Source organism: Streptomyces sp. NPDC001796 (genome assembly GCF_042892355.1).
Taxonomy (GTDB): Bacteria; Actinomycetota; Actinomycetes; order Streptomycetales; family Streptomycetaceae; genus Streptomyces.
Genome location: NZ_JBIAUC010000023.1, coordinates 79,478 through 94,249, shown reverse-complemented (window position 1 = coordinate 94,249; position 14,772 = coordinate 79,478). Strand labels below are relative to the sequence as shown.

The following is a 14,772-nucleotide window of genomic DNA, read 5'->3' as shown; positions in this document are numbered from 1 at the left end:
TCCGCCCTTCTCTAGCGCGGGGTGCGGCGCAGCAGGCGTTTGAGGACCAGGACCACGGCCAGGCCGGCGGCGAGGACCAGGGCGCCCACCTTGTAGTCGGCGTTCAGTGGTGAGCCGTTTCCGGCTCCGGTCTGCGTACTCCCTTTCCCTGAGGGCGACTTGGACGACTGGTGACCGGGCACCTTCTCCGCCTGCACCGGGCTGTCCGCGCCCTCGCTCCCGTACAGGAGCTTGGAGCCGTCGAGCGTGTACGTGACCGACTCGCCCTGCCGCTGCAGGGGGACGTCCAGGCGGGTCTGCTTCTTGATCCGCCCGCCGTTCCACGCGTACGCGATGCCGCCGAAGTAGCCGCGCACGGCGAGCTGTCCGCCGTCGGGTGAGAAGGCGGCGTCGGTGGCCCACAGGTCGACGGCGGCGGTGGGGCGGAAAACGTTCGTCCCCGTGGCGGAGAGCCTGGCCGGGCCCTCGTAGAGGTGGCCGCCGTCCTCCTTCTTGTCGATGATGTAGACGCGCCCGGTCTTCGGGTGGACCAGCAGGGACTCGGCGTCCCTGGGTCCGTCCGCGTACTTGACGACGTACTGGGTGGCGCGGATCGTCTGGTCCTTGAGCACCTTCGGCTCGGGCAGCTTGTAGATCCACACGTACGGCCACCTGCCGCCGAAGTTGTCGCCGATGTCGCCGAGGTAGATCTCGTTCCCCGGGCCTATGGAGACGGCCTCCACGTCACGGGGCGTGCCGATGCCGCGGAGGGTGAGGGTGGCCACCGTCCTTCCGGTGCGGCTGTCCACCGCGTAGACGTACGGGCCGTCGTCGCTGTCGTTGTGCGTCCAGTAGATCCCCGGGTGGAGACGGGAGGCGGCGAGCCCGCTCGACTCGGTGATCCGGGGGTCCTTGATGGTGAAGCCGCCGTCATCGGCGGACGCGGGCGCCGACGCGACGAGCGCGAGCACACCGGCGAGAAGGGCCCCGAAGAGGCCGGAGAGGAACGCGAACGATCGACGCATGGCCCCAGCGTGCCATCCCGTGATCGACGGCCGTCGCGCGTGTCGATCCTCACACCCACCCCGTCCCATACGTCCCACCCCGCTCCCCCGCTGATCCTCCATCATGAGCGGATGCTCAGGTTCATGCCCGTAGGCGACTCCCAGACGATCGGCAGCGCGGGCGAACACACATGGCGCTACCGGCTGTGGCGGCATCTGTGCGAGACGTACGGCGGCCCGTACACGCTCGTCGGTCCGCGCGAGACGCTGTACGACAAGGCGGAGGACGCGCCGACGTCGTACGCCTACGCCGAACCCGACTTCCCGCGTGCCCACCTGGCGGGCTGGGGCGAGGGCTGGCTGCACATGGCGCCGCTGATCGGGGACGCGGTCCGCGCGTCGCGGGCGGACGTGCTCCTGGTCTCCCTGGGCCTGATCGACCTCGGCTTCTACACGAACGCGGAGCAGACGGCGGAGAACGTGCGCCGCTTCGTGGCGGAGGCCCGGGCGGCCGACCCGCGCATCCGTATGGTCATGCTCCCCGTGATCCCGAACATCCGGGCGGAGGCGGACGCCTCGTTCGCGGCCCAGGTGACGCTCTTCAACGAGCTTCTGGCAAAGGCGGTGGCCGACCTGGACGAGCCCCGGTCGCCGATCCTGCTGGCCTCGCCGCCGCCGTCGTACGACATCCACGTCGACACGTACGACGGTACGCATCCGAATGCCTCCGGCGAGCACAAGATCGCGGCGGCGTTCGCGGGGGCCATGTATCAGGGGTGGGGATTCGGACAGCCATACGCGGCTGGAACGAGTTGACCGAATACCGGCGTGCCCCGGTCACCGTGCGTATCGTTGTACTGCGCGCCTGCACTCGTGCGGAGAGTGGCCGGGGAGTAGCGCCACGATGACCGTCGTTGCAGACAGGATCGAGATGGCCGACAAGAGCGGCGAGCTGACTCTCGACATCATGTTCGAGTCGCTCGAGAAGATGCCCATCCCCGAGGGAACGAAAGTCGAGATCGTCGGGGGGCACATCTTCATGTCACCGCAGCGGCAGACCCACTGGGAGATCATCCTCGGCATCATCGAGCAACTGCGCGGCAAGTACCCGCGCAATCGGCTCGCGTCGGACGTACGCATCGACTTCCCCGGGCACCTGAACGGCTTCGCGTGTGACGTGGCGGCAATGACGGAACGGTCGGTGAAAGACGGCAACGGCCGCTGGCGCTACCAGGATGTCGAGTTCGTGGCCGAAGTCATCTCCGAGGACACGGCTGCCAACGACTACGGACCCAAGAAGCTCGCCTACGCCCTCGCGGAAGTGCCCGTCTACCTCATCGCCGACCCGTACGAGGGCCGATGCCACCTCTTCACACAGCCGAAGGGCGGCGATTACATCAGCGAACTCTCCGTCGCCTTCGGAGCCGACGTCGACATGACCACCACTCCACTCGGCCTGACCCTCAAAACCGACGACTTCCCCCGCGACTGATCCACCCCCTCCCCAACCCCCCTTGCCTAGAGCGCACTCCACGCCGTTGGCTAAGCAGTCATGAGGTACACGCAGCTCGGACGCACGGGACTCAAGGTCAGCCGGCTCGTTCTCGGGACCATGAACTTCGGTCCGCAGACCGAGGAAACCGACAGTCACGCGATCATGGACGCGGCCCTGGACGCGGGGATCAACTTCTTCGACACCGCCAACGTGTACGGCTGGGGCGAGAACAAGGGCCGTACCGAGACCATCATCGGCAACTGGTTCGCCAAGGGGGGCGAGCGGCGCGACAAGGTCGTGCTCGCCACGAAGGTGTACGGCAACATGGCCCCGGACGGCACCACCGCCTGGCCCAACCACGACAAGCTCTCCGCCGTGAACATCCGGCGGGCGGTCGACGCCAGCCTCAAGCGCCTCCAGACCGACTACATCGACCTGTACCAGTTCCACCACATCGACCGGAACACTCCCTTCGAGGAGATCTGGCAGGCCCTGGACGTGCTGGTCCAGCAGGGCAAGGTCCTGTACGTCGGCTCCAGCAATTTCCCCGGCTACAAGATCGCCCAGGCGAACGAGACCGCCGCCCGGCTCGGCTCGCTGGGGCTGGTCAGTGAGCAGTGCCTGTACAACCTCTTCGAGCGCCGCGCCGAGATGGAGGTCATCCCGGCCGCGCAGGACTACGGCGTCGGGGTCATCCCGTGGTCGCCGCTGCACGGCGGGTTGCTGGGCGGTGTCATCAAGAAGGAGGTCCAAGGCGGACGCCGGGCCGGTGGGCGCACCGCCGACTCGCTCGCCGACCCCGCGGTCCGGGCACAGATCCAGTCCTACGAGGACCTGCTGGAGAAGCACGGCCTGGAGCCCGGCGAGGCGGCTCTCGCCTGGCTGCTGACCCGCCCGGGCGTCACGGGCCCGATCGTCGGCCCGCGCACCGCCGAGCAGCTTCAGTCCGCGATCAGGGCGGTGGAGCTGGAGCTGTCGGAGGAGGTCCTGGCGGGCCTGGAGGAGATCTTCCCCGGTCCGGGTCCGTCGCCGGAGGCCTTCGCCTGGTAGCCCGCCGGCGGGGCGTGGGGTGGTGTCCGCGGGCCGGGGAGGCCTGGCCCGGGGCACCTTGCCCGCGTTCCGCGCGGGACCTCCGGATCTACTTCCCGACCGCCGCCGTCAGCGCAACCACCGCGAACATCAGCACGAGCACACCGGCCATGATCCGGTTACGGGTCTTCGGGTCCACGTATCGAGCGTAACCGGACCTCGTCACTCCTCTGCGCCGAGCCCCCACCGCTCCACCGTCTCGTAGCGCGGCTGCTCCCCCGGCATGCCCGACCTCGGCAGGCGGCTGCGCACGAGGGTCAGGTCGGCGACCGTCCACTCGCGGCCCGCGAACTCGCGCAGTGCCGCCACATACGGCCGGAAGTCCGCCGTGCCCCGGCTGCGGGCCAGGGTCAGATGCGGGCGGTAGGGGCGGTGCTCCCCCATCTCCAGGCCCGCCTTGCGCGCCGCGGACTCCACACGGTCGGCGAGCAGCCGGAGCGCCCGTACGTCCCCGGAGGCGCCCATCCACAGTGCCCGGTCCCCGAAGCGCCCGCCCCCGGACACGGACAGCGGGAACGGCTCGGTGCGCCGGGCCGCCCGTGCCAGCCGCTCGGACAGCTCCGGTACGACGTCCTCGGCCACCTCGCCGTAGAAGGCCAGCGTGAAGTGCCAGGCCGGCCGTTCCGTCCAGCGCAGTGAGCGCGCCCCCGGAAGCCCCTCCAACTCGCGTACCGCCGAGGCCACTTCCCGGAGGGCGTCCGGAGGCGGCAGCACCGCGGCGAAGAGTCTCATGACCTCACCTTCGCAGGGATCGGATTCCCCGGCCACACCGGCCACCAGGCGCGCAGGGGGGCGCCCCCCGCCCCGGGCGCCCCGAACCCCTCAGGCCGGCACCGGCTCCTCGCGCGGCACGAACCGCACCCGCGGGTGCCCCCGGTGCCAGCCCACCTCCGGGCGCAGGCCGCTCGTCCGGACCAGGATCAGGCCGATGGTCACGGCGGCCAGGGCCGAGATCAGGCCGCCCAGGGCGAACCCGACCCGGGCGCCGTACGCGTCCGTGATCCAGCCGACCACGGGCGCACCGAGCGGCGTACCGCCCATGAAGACCATCATGAACAGGGCCATGACGCGGCCGCGCATCGCCGGGTCCGTGCCCATCTGGACGGCCGTGTTCGCCGTGACGTTCACCGTGAGGCCGAAGATCCCTATCGGCACCATCAGCAGCGAGAACAGCCACAGGGACGGCGCCCCGGCCGCCACGATCTCCAGCGTGCCGAAGAGGGCCGCCGCCGCGATCAGCACCCGCAGCCGGGCCGTGCCGCGGCGGGCGGCGAGCAGTGCGCCGGTCAGCGAGCCGATCGCCATCAGGGTGTTGAAGAGGCTGTAGGCGCCGGCGCCCGCGTGGAAGACGTCGTCCGCGTAGGCCGAAAGCCACACGGGGAAGTTGAAGCCGAAGGTGCCGATGAACCCGACCAGCACGATCGGCCAGATCAGATCGGGATGCCCGGCGACATAGCGCAGGCCCTCGCGCAGCTGGCCCTTGCCGCGCGGCGCGCGCTCCACGGCGTGCAGCTCACGGGCGCGCATCAGCAGCAGGCCGGCGATGGGCGCGACGAAGGACAGGCCGTTGAGCAGGAAGGCCCAGCCCGTGCCCACGCCGGTGATCAGGACACCGGCTACGGCGGGACCGACCAGACGGGCGGACTGGAAGTTCGCCGAGTTCAGGCTGACCGCGTTCTGCAACTGCTTCGGGCCGACCATCTCGGAGACGAAGGACTGCCGGGCCGGGTTGTCGACGACCGTGGCGAGTCCGACGGCGAAGGCGGCCACGTACACGTGCCAGACCTGGACGTGCCCGGTCAGGGTCAGGAAGGCGAGGACGAGGCCGGTGGCCCCCATCGCCGACTGCGTGACGAGCAGCGTCGGGCGCTTGGGCAGGCGGTCGACGAGTACGCCCCCGTACAGGCCGAACAGCAGCATCGGCAGGAACTGCAGCGCCGTGGTGACACCGACGGCGGTGGAGGAGCCGGTCAGGCTGAGCACCAGCCAGTCCTGAGCGATGCGCTGCATCCAGGTGCCGGTGTTGGAGACGACCTGGCCGAGGAAGAAGAGCCGGTAGTTACGGATGCGCAGCGAACTGAACATCGATGACCTGCGGGGCTCGGCCGGGACGGCGGTCCGGGGGTGCTCGGCGGACTCGGCCGGCAGAACGGGCTTGGTCGGCGCGACGGGCTCGGTCCGAGCGACGGGCTCGGTCCGAGCGACGAGGCCGGTCCGTACGACGGTCTCGGTGCGTTCGACCGTCTCGATCCGCTCGGCGGGCTCGGGGCTCTCGGCGGCGGTGGGGGGCTGTGCCGGTTGTGCGGTCTCGGGGGCGGGCGGGGAGTCGTGGGTGGCTGGTGCGGGGGCGGAAGCTGCTCCGGTTCCCGAACTCAAAGGGATTCGCCTCCTTGCGATGACGGCTTCGTACGTACGCGGGTGGAGGCCGCGTCGGTCACGGTGGGCGTCCGGCACGGGCACGCACCCGTGGCCGCGGCACCCCGGCTCGGGGCGCCGCGGTACCCCGGATGCGCCCCGGTCACAGGTGTGCGAGCTTCTCGAGGACGGGGGCCGCGGCGCGCAGTGCCGCCCACTCGTCCTCGTCCAGGCCCTCGATGAGTCCGGCCAGGAACGCGTTCCTCTTGCGGCGGCTCTCCTCGAGCATCACCTCGGCACGCTCGGTCTGGGTGACCACCTTCTGGCGCCGGTCCTCGGGGTGGGGCTCCAGGGCGACCAGACCCTTGCTCTCCAGCAGCGCCACGATGCGGGTCATGGAAGGCGGCTGGACGTGCTCCTTGCGGGCGAGCTCGCCCGGGGTCGCGGAGCCGCAGCGGGCCAGGGTGCCGAGCACCGACATCTCGGTCGGGCTCAGCGACTCGTCGACCCGCTGGTGCTTGAGTCGGCGCGACAGGCGCATCACGGCGGAGCGGAGAGCGTTCACGGCGGCGGCGTCGTCGCCATGGGTCAGGTCAGGCATGCTCTTTAGGATAACTCATTACTTTCCCTAAAGACCACCCGGGACGTACGCCCATAAGGGTGACTCCGACCACTTCCGGAGCCGCACTCCCGAGCCCCGGCCAAGAAGCCGCCGAACCGCCCACATCACTCGAACGAGTGATCCCGTGGCGGAACGTGACGCGTCGCGCGCCCGGGTCCGGCAACCCTCTTAGCCATGGGGACCAGCGTGCTCAGCCTGCGGATGGACGGGGAACTGCTCGAGCGGCTCCGGCACCACGCCGCCAGAAGAGGAATGAGCGTCCAGGACTATGTCGTCCGGACGCTCATTCGGGATGACTTCGACCAGCGGTTCGAGGCCGCCGTCGAGGAGACGGAACGGTTCTACGGGGTCACCTGACCGTCACCGGACCCCGGGGCCGATCCGGCGGCTCAGGTCAGACCAAGCGCCGGCATCAGGTAGTAGAAGGCGAAGACCGCCGCCACCACGTACATCGCCGCCGGGACCTCGCGCCCGCGGCCCGCGGCCAGGCGCAGCAGGGCGAAGGTGATGAAGCCCATGCCGATGCCGTTCGTGATCGAGTACGTGAACGGCATCATCAGCATGGTCACGAAGGCGGGGATGGCGATCGTGTGGTCCGCCCAGTCGATCTCCTTGATCGAGTTGGACAGGATCAGGAAGCCCACCGCGACCAGGGCCGGGGTGGCCGCCTGGGACGGGACCATCGTGGCGACCGGGGTGAGGAAGAGCGCCACCGCGAAGAGCAGGCCGGTGACGACGTTCGCGAAGCCCGTGCGCGCGCCCTCGCCGACACCGGCCGTGGACTCCACGAAGCAGGTGGTGGCCGAGGAGGAGCTGGCGCCGCCCGCCGCGACGGCGATGCCGTCGACGAAGAGGACCTTGTTGATGCCGGGCATGTTGCCCTCGGCGTCGGTCAGCTTGGCCTCGTCGCTGATGCCCATGATCGTGCCCATCGCGTCGAAGAAGCACGACAGCAGGACCGTGAAGACGAACAGGATGCCGGTCAGCACGCCGACCTTGCCGAAGCCTCCGAACAGGCTGACCTTGCCGATCAGGCCGAAGTCGGGGCTGGCGACCGGGTTGCCGGGCCACTTCGGGACGGTCAGGCCCCAGCTGGGGATCTTGGCGACGGCGTTGAGGACCACCGCGAGGACCGTCATCGCGACGATCGAGATCAGGATCGCGCCCGGCACCTTGCGGACGATCAGCGCGAAGGTGAGCAGCGCGCCGAGGACGAAGACCAGCACCGGCCAGCCGTTCAGGTGACCGTTCATGCCGAGCTGGAGCGGGACCGTGGTCTGGGCGACGTCGGGGATACGGGTGACGAAGCCGGAGTCCACGAGACCGATCAGCATGATGAACAGGCCGATGCCGATCGCGATGCCCTTGCGCAGGCCGAGCGGCACGGCGCTCATCACGCGCTCGCGCAGACCGGTGGCGACGAGGAGCATGACCACGAAACCGGCGAGGACGACCATGCCCATCGCGTCCGGCCACGACATGCGCGGGGCGAGCTGGAGAGCGACGACCGTGTTCACCCCGAGGCCGGCGGCGAGGGCGATCGGGACGTTGCCGATCACGCCCATGAGCAGTGTGGTGAAGGCCGCGGTCACGGCCGTCGCGGTGACGAGCTGGCCGTGGTCCAGCTGGTGCCCGTACATGTCCTTCGCGCTGCCGAGGATGATCGGGTTCAGCACGATGATGTACGCCATCGCGAAGAAGGTGGCGAAACCGCCGCGGATCTCACGGGACAGCGTGCTGCCCCGCTCGGAGATCTTGAAGTAGCGGTCGAGGGCGCCGGACGGCGGCCGGGTGCCCGGCTGCTGCGGGGCGGAGGCCTTGGCGGGGGCCGAGATGGGCATGCGGGACCTCAATGTGCACGGGGATCACGGGGATCGCTGACAAACGTGATCGAGTCTCGCCGTCGCCTGTCACCAACAGGTTCCCCCTCGCTGCTGTTGGTGCTTCATACGAACGTAAGTGGCCAGACTCGAACCGTTTCAGTATGAACATATAAGGCGCTGATCGCTATCTCCGCGCGTAGACCCTTGGTGTGTAAGGGCCCCAAGCACCCGGGCTCGTGCCCTGGCCGCCCCCGGGTCGCCCCCACGGCCGCGCCCGGGCCGCAGTCGGTGCGGTTTCGGCCCCTCGTAAGCTGTGCGCATGGCGAAGTGGACCCCCAGGCATGAGGCGCCGGAGCCCCTCGAGGGCCCCGTGGTGCCCGTCATCACCGGCGGCACGATCCTCTGGTTCCTGATGTTCCTGGTCCAGCTGCCGTTCTACGGCTGGTTCGCCGACCACGGGCACACATGGTGGCTGTGGACGTGCCTGGCGGGGGCGGGACTGGGCTGCGTGGGCATCTGGTACGTACGCAGGCGGGACGCCGCGATCAAGCGGGCCTCCGACGCCGGACGGCGACTCTCCCAGCAGTAGCCCTCGGCCGTTCCCCTACGACCACCGCACGAGGCCCCTCCTTCCCGGGTCTGATCTTCGGTGCGTTCGGCGGGTGAAGGCGCAAATCCGCACGTACCGTCGAATGCATGACGCACATCGACGCGGGTGCCGAACTCGATCCCGTGCACCCCGCCCCGATGCCCGTGCGGACGCGCGGCCTGACCGCCGCGGAAGTGGCCGAGCGGGTCGCCCGCGGTGACGTCAACGACGTTCCCGTGCGCAGCAGCCGCTCCCTGAGCGAGATCGTCCGCGCGAACGTCTTCACCCGCTTCAACGCGATCATCGGTGCGCTCTGGCTGATCATGCTGTTCGTGGCGCCGTTCCAGGACAGCCTGTTCGGATACGTGATCATCGCGAACACCGGGATCGGCATCATCCAGGAATGGCGGGCCAAGAAGACCCTGGACTCCCTCGCGGTGATCGGCGAGGCGCGGCCGACCGTGCGCCGGGACGGGACGGCGGCCGAGATCAGCACGTCCGGGATCGTGCTGGACGACGTCATCGAGATCGGGCCGGGGGACAAGATCGTCGTCGACGGCGTCTGCGTCGAGACCGACGGGCTGGAGATCGACGAGTCACTGCTCACCGGAGAGGCCGATCCCGTCGTCAAACGGCCCGGTGACCCGGTGATGTCCGGCAGCTTCGTGGTCGCGGGCGGCGGAGCGTTCCAGGCGACCAAGGTCGGCCGGGAGGCCTACGCCGTCCAGCTCGCCGAGGAGGCGAGCCGTTTCACGCTCGTGCACTCCGAGCTGCGCACCGGCATCTCCACGATCCTCAAGTACGTCACCTGGATGATGGTCCCGACCGCGGTCGGCCTCATCATCAGCCAGTTGGTGACGACCCGGCACGGGATCAAGGACTCCGTCGCCCGCACGGTCGGCGGCATCGTGCCCATGGTCCCCGAGGGGCTGGTCCTGCTGACCTCCGTGGCCTTCGCGATCGGCGTCATACGCCTCGGCCGCAAGCAGGTCCTCGTCCAGGAGCTGCCCGCCATCGAGGGGCTCGCCCGCGTCGACACCGTCTGCCTGGACAAGACGGGCACGCTCACCGAGGGCGGCATGGACGTCACCGAGCTGCGACCGCTCCAGGGCGCCGACGAGACCTACATACGCAAGGTCCTCGGCGCCCTCGGCGAGGCGGACCCGCGTCCGAACGCCTCCCTCCAGGCGATCATCGACGCCTACCCGGACAGCGAGGAGTGGCGCTGCACCCAGGCCCTGCCCTTTTCCTCCGCCCGCAAGTACAGCGGCGCCTCCTTCAGCGAGGGCGACGGCCAGGCCAGTACCTGGCTGCTGGGCGCACCCGACGTCCTCCTGGACCCCGACGACCCGGCCCTGACCGAGACCGAGCGGCTGAACGGCCAGGGGCTGCGCGTGCTGCTGCTCGCCCGCGCCTCCCGGGCCCTGGACGACCCCCGGGTCGCGGCAGGCGTCCGGCCCACCGCGCTGGTCGTCCTGGAGCAGCGGCTGCGCCCGGACGCCGCCGACACCCTGCGCTACTTCGCCGACCAGAACGTCCACGCCAAGGTCATCTCCGGCGACAACGCGGTGTCGGTGGGCGCGGTGGCCGGAAAACTCGGCATCCGCGGCGAGGTGCTGGACGCCCGGCACCTGCCGCAGAACCAGGACGAGATGGGGAAGTCCCTGGACAAGGGCACCGTCTTCGGCCGGGTCACCCCGCGGCAGAAGCGGGACATGGTGGGCGCGCTCCAGTCGCGCGGGCACACGGTGGCGATGACAGGCGACGGCGTGAACGACGTGCTGGCGCTCAAGGACGCGGACATCGGGGTGTCGATGGGCTCCGGCTCCGAGGCGACCCGGGCGGTGGCGCAGATCGTGCTGCTCGACAACAGCTTCGCGACGCTGCCGTCGGTGGTCGGCGAGGGACGGCGCGTCATCGGGAACATCACGCGGGTCGCGACCCTGTTCCTGGTGAAGACGGTGTACTCGGTGCTGCTGGCGGTGCTGGTGGTGTGCTCGCAGGTGGAGTACCCGTTCCTGCCCAGGCACCTGACCCTGCTGTCGACGCTGACGATCGGCGTCCCGGCGTTCTTCCTGGCCCTCGCGCCCAACAAGGAGCGGGCAAGACCCCACTTCGTCCGGCGGGTGATGCGGTACTCGATCCCGGGCGGGGCGGTCGCGGCGGTCGCCACGTTCGTCACCTACCTGATCGCCCGCCACCACTACAGCGGCCCCGGCTCCCTGGAGGCGGAGACCAGCGCCGCGACCCTCACGCTGTTCCTGATCTCCATGTGGGTGCTGGCCATCGTCGCCCGCCCCTACACCTGGTGGCGGATCGGTCTGGTGGCCGCGATGGGCGTGGCGTTCGTGTGCGTGCTGGCCGTGCCGTGGCTGCAGCACTTCTTCGCCCTCAGGCTGGTCGGGGAGACGATCCCGTGGGTCGCGGTGGGTGTCGCGGCGGTTTCGGCGGCCGCCCTGGAGCTGCTCTGGAAGTGGGTCGACCGCCGGTTCCCCGCGTGATGCCTCAGTCGAACGTGATGCCTCTGTCCATGCCCTAGTCGAACCAGCGGTCCCGCGCCAGTTCCTCGGTGCGGGACGGGTCCTCCAGCAGCGCCGCCACCTCGAAGCGGCGCGGCCACTGGCCCGCCGCCCAGGCCAGGCCGGCCGCGACGCCCTCCAGGGTGGCCGCGTGCAGGACGCCGCCGGCTGTCAGGCGCCAGTCCAGCTCGACCCCGTCGACGACGAGTTCCTCGTGCTCCACGTACGTCTCGGGTGTCCGCGGTCCGAGCAGGACCCGCACCGAGTCCGGTACGTCGTGCTCGACGCCCTCGGAGGTCACCTCGCCCGTCACCGACTCGCTCAGCCGCCGCACCTGGAACAGCTCGGCCAGGTCGGCGGCCCGGGCCGGGCGGACCGGCAGCAGGGGGACGCCCTCGGTGAAAGGCAGCAGATCGGGCGAGTCGACGACCACAGCGTCGGCGGCGTCCACCACGGTCACCCGCCCGTCGACCACCGCCCGCAGCTCCTCCGGCAGGGTCACCTGCTGCGGGTCCAGCTCGGCCAACGCTCCGTACAGCGCGTGCAGTTGGGCGGCCGTGACGGGGCGGTCCGGGTCGGCGAGCCGGTCGAGGAGTTCCGCCGCGCCGCCGGGCTCGTCGAGGAGGGCGGCGACCGACGTCCGTACGCCGAGGGCGCGCAGCACCTGCTCGTCGTCGAAGCCGGTGGCGTCCGCCTCCTCGTACAGGCCGGCGAGCAGCGGGTCGCCGCCCGCCGCGCGCAGACCGGCCGGGCGGCGGCCGTCCAGCACCGGGTGGCCGCGCAGCCACCAGGCCGTGTAGGGGCGTACGACCTCGTGGGTGCCGTCCGGCAGCAGCACCCGCACCGGCTGGGTGAGCGCGTCCCTGAGCGGGGGCTGCGAGAGCAGGGCGAGGGCCTGCGGCCACCGGTCGTCGTCGACCAGGTCCAGGTCCCGTACCGCGACGACCTCGGTCGCCACCGGCGGCACCGGTGTGTCGGGCAGCCGGTCGAGGACGTCCTCGCACCACACGTCGACCGCGTCGAGCAGCCCCACGTCGTCGGGTTCGGCGAAGTCGGAGTCGCGGGGCTCCAGTTCGTCCGGGTCGAGGACGACGTCGGTGGCGCGGACGAGGGCGAAGCCGGCGAGCACGCCACAGGCGGCCAGCGGCTGCTGACCCCAGCGTTCGGCCAGGTCGGCGTCCACGAAGGCCAGTTCGCCCTCGCGCATGACGCTCGCGAAGGGGCTGCCGGGCAGCACGAGTTCCCCGGCGGGCGCGAGTTCGCCGTCCTCGTCGGGCAGCGCGAGCGCGCCGAGCCACGGCTCGTCACCGGGGTCGAGGCCCGCCTCGCGGACGAGGGCGAGCACGGTGTCCGCCAGTTCCTCGGCGTCCAGGCCGTCCTCCTCCCAGCCCACACCCTCGTCATCGAGGGAGGCGGCGACGGCGGCCCGCACCTGCGGGGTGGTGAGGATGGCCCGCGGGGTGGCCGGGAGCGCGCCGAGCTTCTCCAGCAGCGGGTGGGCGCCGTCCGCGTGGGCGACCTTCAGTCCCAGCCGGGCCAGCGCCTCGGGAGCCACCGGCGGCCCGTCGAACGTCGGCAGGAGGACCTGCCGGGGCCCGATGGTCGTGCGCCCGTCGGCCAGCGGCACCGGCAGCCCGGACAGCCGGTCCGGGTCGACCCCGGCCAGGCTGTCGTACAGCCGCCACCACCACTCCGGCGCCTTCTCCAGCCCCGCGAGCCGGTCGATCGCCTCGGTCAGCGGCACCCGGGCCACGCCCAGCGTCCGCAGTTCCACCCGGCGTTCGAGGCCGGCGGGCAGCAGGCAGGGCAGCACCTCCGCGAGGACCCGTACGGTCCCGGCTCCGGCGCCCTCGACGACCTCGGCGTCCCGGGGGCGCAGCGCCTCGGGCAGTTCGTCGTCGTCGCCGGGCTCGTTCGCGGGCGGCAGGAAAGCGGTGCGCGGCAAACGCTCCAGGATGGCCCCGCGCAGCGCTCCGTCCAGCTCGCCCTTGCCCAGCGGCCCAGGCACCAGGTCGAGGATGCCGGAGGTCACCGGGCGCCAGGCGGCGAGGAGTTCGGCGTAGGCGTCGGCCGCGCGCTCCACCAGGAAGTCGGTCAGCGGGCCGGGCGCGGCGTGACGGCGGCTGGTGTCCAGCGGGAACGACGCGATGAGCAGGGCGGGCACCCCGAGCGGCTCGTCGCTGGGGGTCGGCGCGTGCACCACCGGGGCGGTGCGGGGACGGCCCGGGGTGCCGTCGGCCTCGGCGGGGACGGCCCAGGTGACGGACCAGTGGGGGCGCAGCCGCTCCTCGACCGGACGGTCGGCGAGCAGATCGGGGGTGAGGGGGCCGTGCTGGGAGACGGTACGCCAGCGGGTGGTGCCGTCCCGTGAGTCCTCCACGACGGTGGAGGTGCCCTCGGTGCGCCGGATCAGCGTGCGGGGGCCGAAGTCATGGATCTCGACGACGACTTCTTCGAGGCCGGGCAGGGCGAGCAGCAGCGCGTCGTCGACGGCCCCCAGCAGCCGCTCGGCGAGGTCGGCGGCCGCCGCGTCGCGCAGCGGGAGGATGACGGCGGTGTCGTACGGGTCCGGGGCGGTGCCCTCGGCGGCGAACGGCAGCCTCAGCAGCGGTACGTGCCCGTCGCGGCGGCGGATCTCGTCGCCGAGGCCGGGGCTGTGCCGGGCGGTCTCGGTGGCGAGCTCCCTGGCCTCGGACAGGGACCAGCGCACTCCGCCGTGCCGGCCGACGACCGCGGGTTCGTCGCTGACGGAGAGGACGGCCGCGAAGCCGACGCCGAAGCGGCCGACGGCCTGTTCGCGTTCGTCGCGCTTGGCGGACGCCCGCAGGGTGGACAGCGACTCGACACCGGCCGCGTCCAGCGGGGCACCGGTGTTGGCGGCGACGAGCACACCCTCGCGGAGGGTCAGCCGGAGCCGGCCGGGCACCCCCGCCCGGGCCGCGGCGTCGGCGGCGTTCTGTGCGAGCTCCACGACGAGGCGGTCGCGGTAGCCGCCGAGGACGAGGTCCTCCTCGGCGTTGGCGTCCTCGCGGAACCGGGCCGGGCTGGTCGCCCAGGCGTCCAGCACGCCGCGGCGCAGGCGGGCCGTGCCGAACGGGTCCCCTTCGGCTGCCGGTCGCACGAACTTGCTCACGCTTCATCCTCCACCGGGTCGCTTCGCTGGATGAAGGTACCGTGCGGGAGGCCCGCCCTTCGCTCTGGGAAGGCGCCGTCTGCCAGGGTGACCGTTGCGGGGGCTCCGCCCCGGGCCCCCGTGTCGGCCTGAAGGGCCTCGTCCTCGAACTCCCCCAAGCTCTT

12 protein-coding genes are annotated in these 14,772 nt (G+C 71.2%); 6 read left to right on the top strand and 6 right to left on the bottom strand.

The features are described 5' to 3' along the window. Nucleotides 1-11: 11 nt before the first annotated feature. Entirely contained in the window at nucleotides 12-1,004 is a 993-nt protein-coding gene (locus tag ACFYZE_RS31590; RefSeq protein ID WP_389001590.1) for a WD40 repeat domain-containing protein, read from the bottom strand. 111 nt (nucleotides 1,005-1,115) lie between these two features. On the opposite strand from ACFYZE_RS31590, the gene ACFYZE_RS31585 reads away from it, so the two are divergent. From ACFYZE_RS31585 to ACFYZE_RS31575, 3 genes are all read left to right on the top strand, one after another. Continuing rightward, on the top strand, nucleotides 1,116-1,799 hold the full coding sequence (locus tag ACFYZE_RS31585; protein ID WP_389001587.1) for an SGNH/GDSL hydrolase family protein: 684 nt from the start codon (nucleotides 1,116-1,118) through the stop codon (nucleotides 1,797-1,799). 88 nt (nucleotides 1,800-1,887) lie between these two features. Further along, nucleotides 1,888-2,475, top strand: a complete 588-nt coding sequence (locus ACFYZE_RS31580) for a Uma2 family endonuclease (RefSeq protein ID WP_389001584.1) — start codon at nucleotides 1,888-1,890, stop codon at nucleotides 2,473-2,475. Between the two features lie 60 nt (nucleotides 2,476-2,535). Then, a complete protein-coding gene (locus ACFYZE_RS31575; protein ID WP_389001581.1) occupies nucleotides 2,536-3,528 on the top strand; it encodes an aldo/keto reductase in 993 nt (330 codons plus the stop codon). Between the two features lie 201 nt (nucleotides 3,529-3,729). On the opposite strand, the gene thpR is transcribed toward ACFYZE_RS31575, so the two are convergent. The 3 genes from thpR to ACFYZE_RS31560 form a co-directional block, all read right to left on the bottom strand. Next, entirely contained in the window at nucleotides 3,730-4,299 is a 570-nt protein-coding gene (gene thpR / locus ACFYZE_RS31570; protein ID WP_389001578.1) for an RNA 2',3'-cyclic phosphodiesterase, read from the bottom strand. Nucleotides 4,300-4,389: 90 nt separating this feature from the next. Next, the gene (locus ACFYZE_RS31565; RefSeq protein ID WP_389001653.1) at nucleotides 4,390-5,652 is read right to left on the bottom strand and encodes an MFS transporter; all 1,263 of its coding nucleotides are present in this window, start codon (nucleotides 5,650-5,652) and stop codon (nucleotides 4,390-4,392) included. A gap of 433 nt (nucleotides 5,653-6,085) precedes the next feature. Continuing rightward, the gene (locus tag ACFYZE_RS31560; protein WP_389001575.1) at nucleotides 6,086-6,523 is read right to left on the bottom strand and encodes a MarR family winged helix-turn-helix transcriptional regulator; all 438 of its coding nucleotides are present in this window, start codon (nucleotides 6,521-6,523) and stop codon (nucleotides 6,086-6,088) included. Between the two features lie 195 nt (nucleotides 6,524-6,718). On the opposite strand from ACFYZE_RS31560, the gene ACFYZE_RS31555 reads away from it, so the two are divergent. After that, a complete protein-coding gene (locus tag ACFYZE_RS31555) occupies nucleotides 6,719-6,901 on the top strand; it encodes a ribbon-helix-helix protein, CopG family (RefSeq protein WP_389001572.1) in 183 nt (60 codons plus the stop codon). A gap of 32 nt (nucleotides 6,902-6,933) precedes the next feature. On the opposite strand, the gene ACFYZE_RS31550 is transcribed toward ACFYZE_RS31555, so the two are convergent. Beyond that, entirely contained in the window at nucleotides 6,934-8,385 is a 1,452-nt protein-coding gene (locus ACFYZE_RS31550) for an NCS2 family permease (protein ID WP_389001569.1), read from the bottom strand. Between the two features lie 301 nt (nucleotides 8,386-8,686). On the opposite strand from ACFYZE_RS31550, the gene ACFYZE_RS31545 reads away from it, so the two are divergent. Further along, nucleotides 8,687-8,956, top strand: coding sequence for a DUF2530 domain-containing protein (locus ACFYZE_RS31545; protein WP_389001566.1), 270 nt, complete (start codon nucleotides 8,687-8,689; stop codon nucleotides 8,954-8,956). Nucleotides 8,957-9,063: 107 nt separating this feature from the next. Beyond that, the gene (locus tag ACFYZE_RS31540) at nucleotides 9,064-11,457 is read left to right on the top strand and encodes an HAD-IC family P-type ATPase (protein ID WP_389001563.1); all 2,394 of its coding nucleotides are present in this window, start codon (nucleotides 9,064-9,066) and stop codon (nucleotides 11,455-11,457) included. A 34-nt stretch (nucleotides 11,458-11,491) separates the two neighbouring features. On the opposite strand, the gene ACFYZE_RS31535 is transcribed toward ACFYZE_RS31540, so the two are convergent. Further along, complete coding sequence (locus ACFYZE_RS31535; protein WP_389001560.1) at nucleotides 11,492-14,608, bottom strand: sacsin N-terminal ATP-binding-like domain-containing protein; 3,117 nt, start codon at nucleotides 14,606-14,608, stop codon at nucleotides 11,492-11,494. Nucleotides 14,609-14,772: the final 164 nt, after the last annotated feature.

Coding starts and splice junctions, on each gene's coding strand:
- ACFYZE_RS31580 (WP_389001584.1), top strand. CDS start 1,888: ATGACCGTCGTTGCAGACAGGATCGAGATGGCCGACAAGAGCGGCGAG.
- ACFYZE_RS31565 (WP_389001653.1), bottom strand. CDS start 5,652: ATGTTCAGTTCGCTGCGCATCCGTAACTACCGGCTCTTCTTCCTCGGC.
- thpR (WP_389001578.1), bottom strand. CDS start 4,299: ATGAGACTCTTCGCCGCGGTGCTGCCGCCTCCGGACGCCCTCCGGGAA.
- ACFYZE_RS31545 (WP_389001566.1), top strand. CDS start 8,687: ATGGCGAAGTGGACCCCCAGGCATGAGGCGCCGGAGCCCCTCGAGGGC.
- ACFYZE_RS31540 (WP_389001563.1), top strand. CDS start 9,064: ATGACGCACATCGACGCGGGTGCCGAACTCGATCCCGTGCACCCCGCC.
- ACFYZE_RS31585 (WP_389001587.1), top strand. CDS start 1,116: ATGCTCAGGTTCATGCCCGTAGGCGACTCCCAGACGATCGGCAGCGCG.
- ACFYZE_RS31560 (WP_389001575.1), bottom strand. CDS start 6,523: ATGCCTGACCTGACCCATGGCGACGACGCCGCCGCCGTGAACGCTCTC.
- ACFYZE_RS31575 (WP_389001581.1), top strand. CDS start 2,536: ATGAGGTACACGCAGCTCGGACGCACGGGACTCAAGGTCAGCCGGCTC.
- ACFYZE_RS31590 (WP_389001590.1), bottom strand. CDS start 1,004: ATGCGTCGATCGTTCGCGTTCCTCTCCGGCCTCTTCGGGGCCCTTCTC.
- ACFYZE_RS31550 (WP_389001569.1), bottom strand. CDS start 8,385: ATGCCCATCTCGGCCCCCGCCAAGGCCTCCGCCCCGCAGCAGCCGGGC.
- ACFYZE_RS31555 (WP_389001572.1), top strand. CDS start 6,719: ATGGGGACCAGCGTGCTCAGCCTGCGGATGGACGGGGAACTGCTCGAG.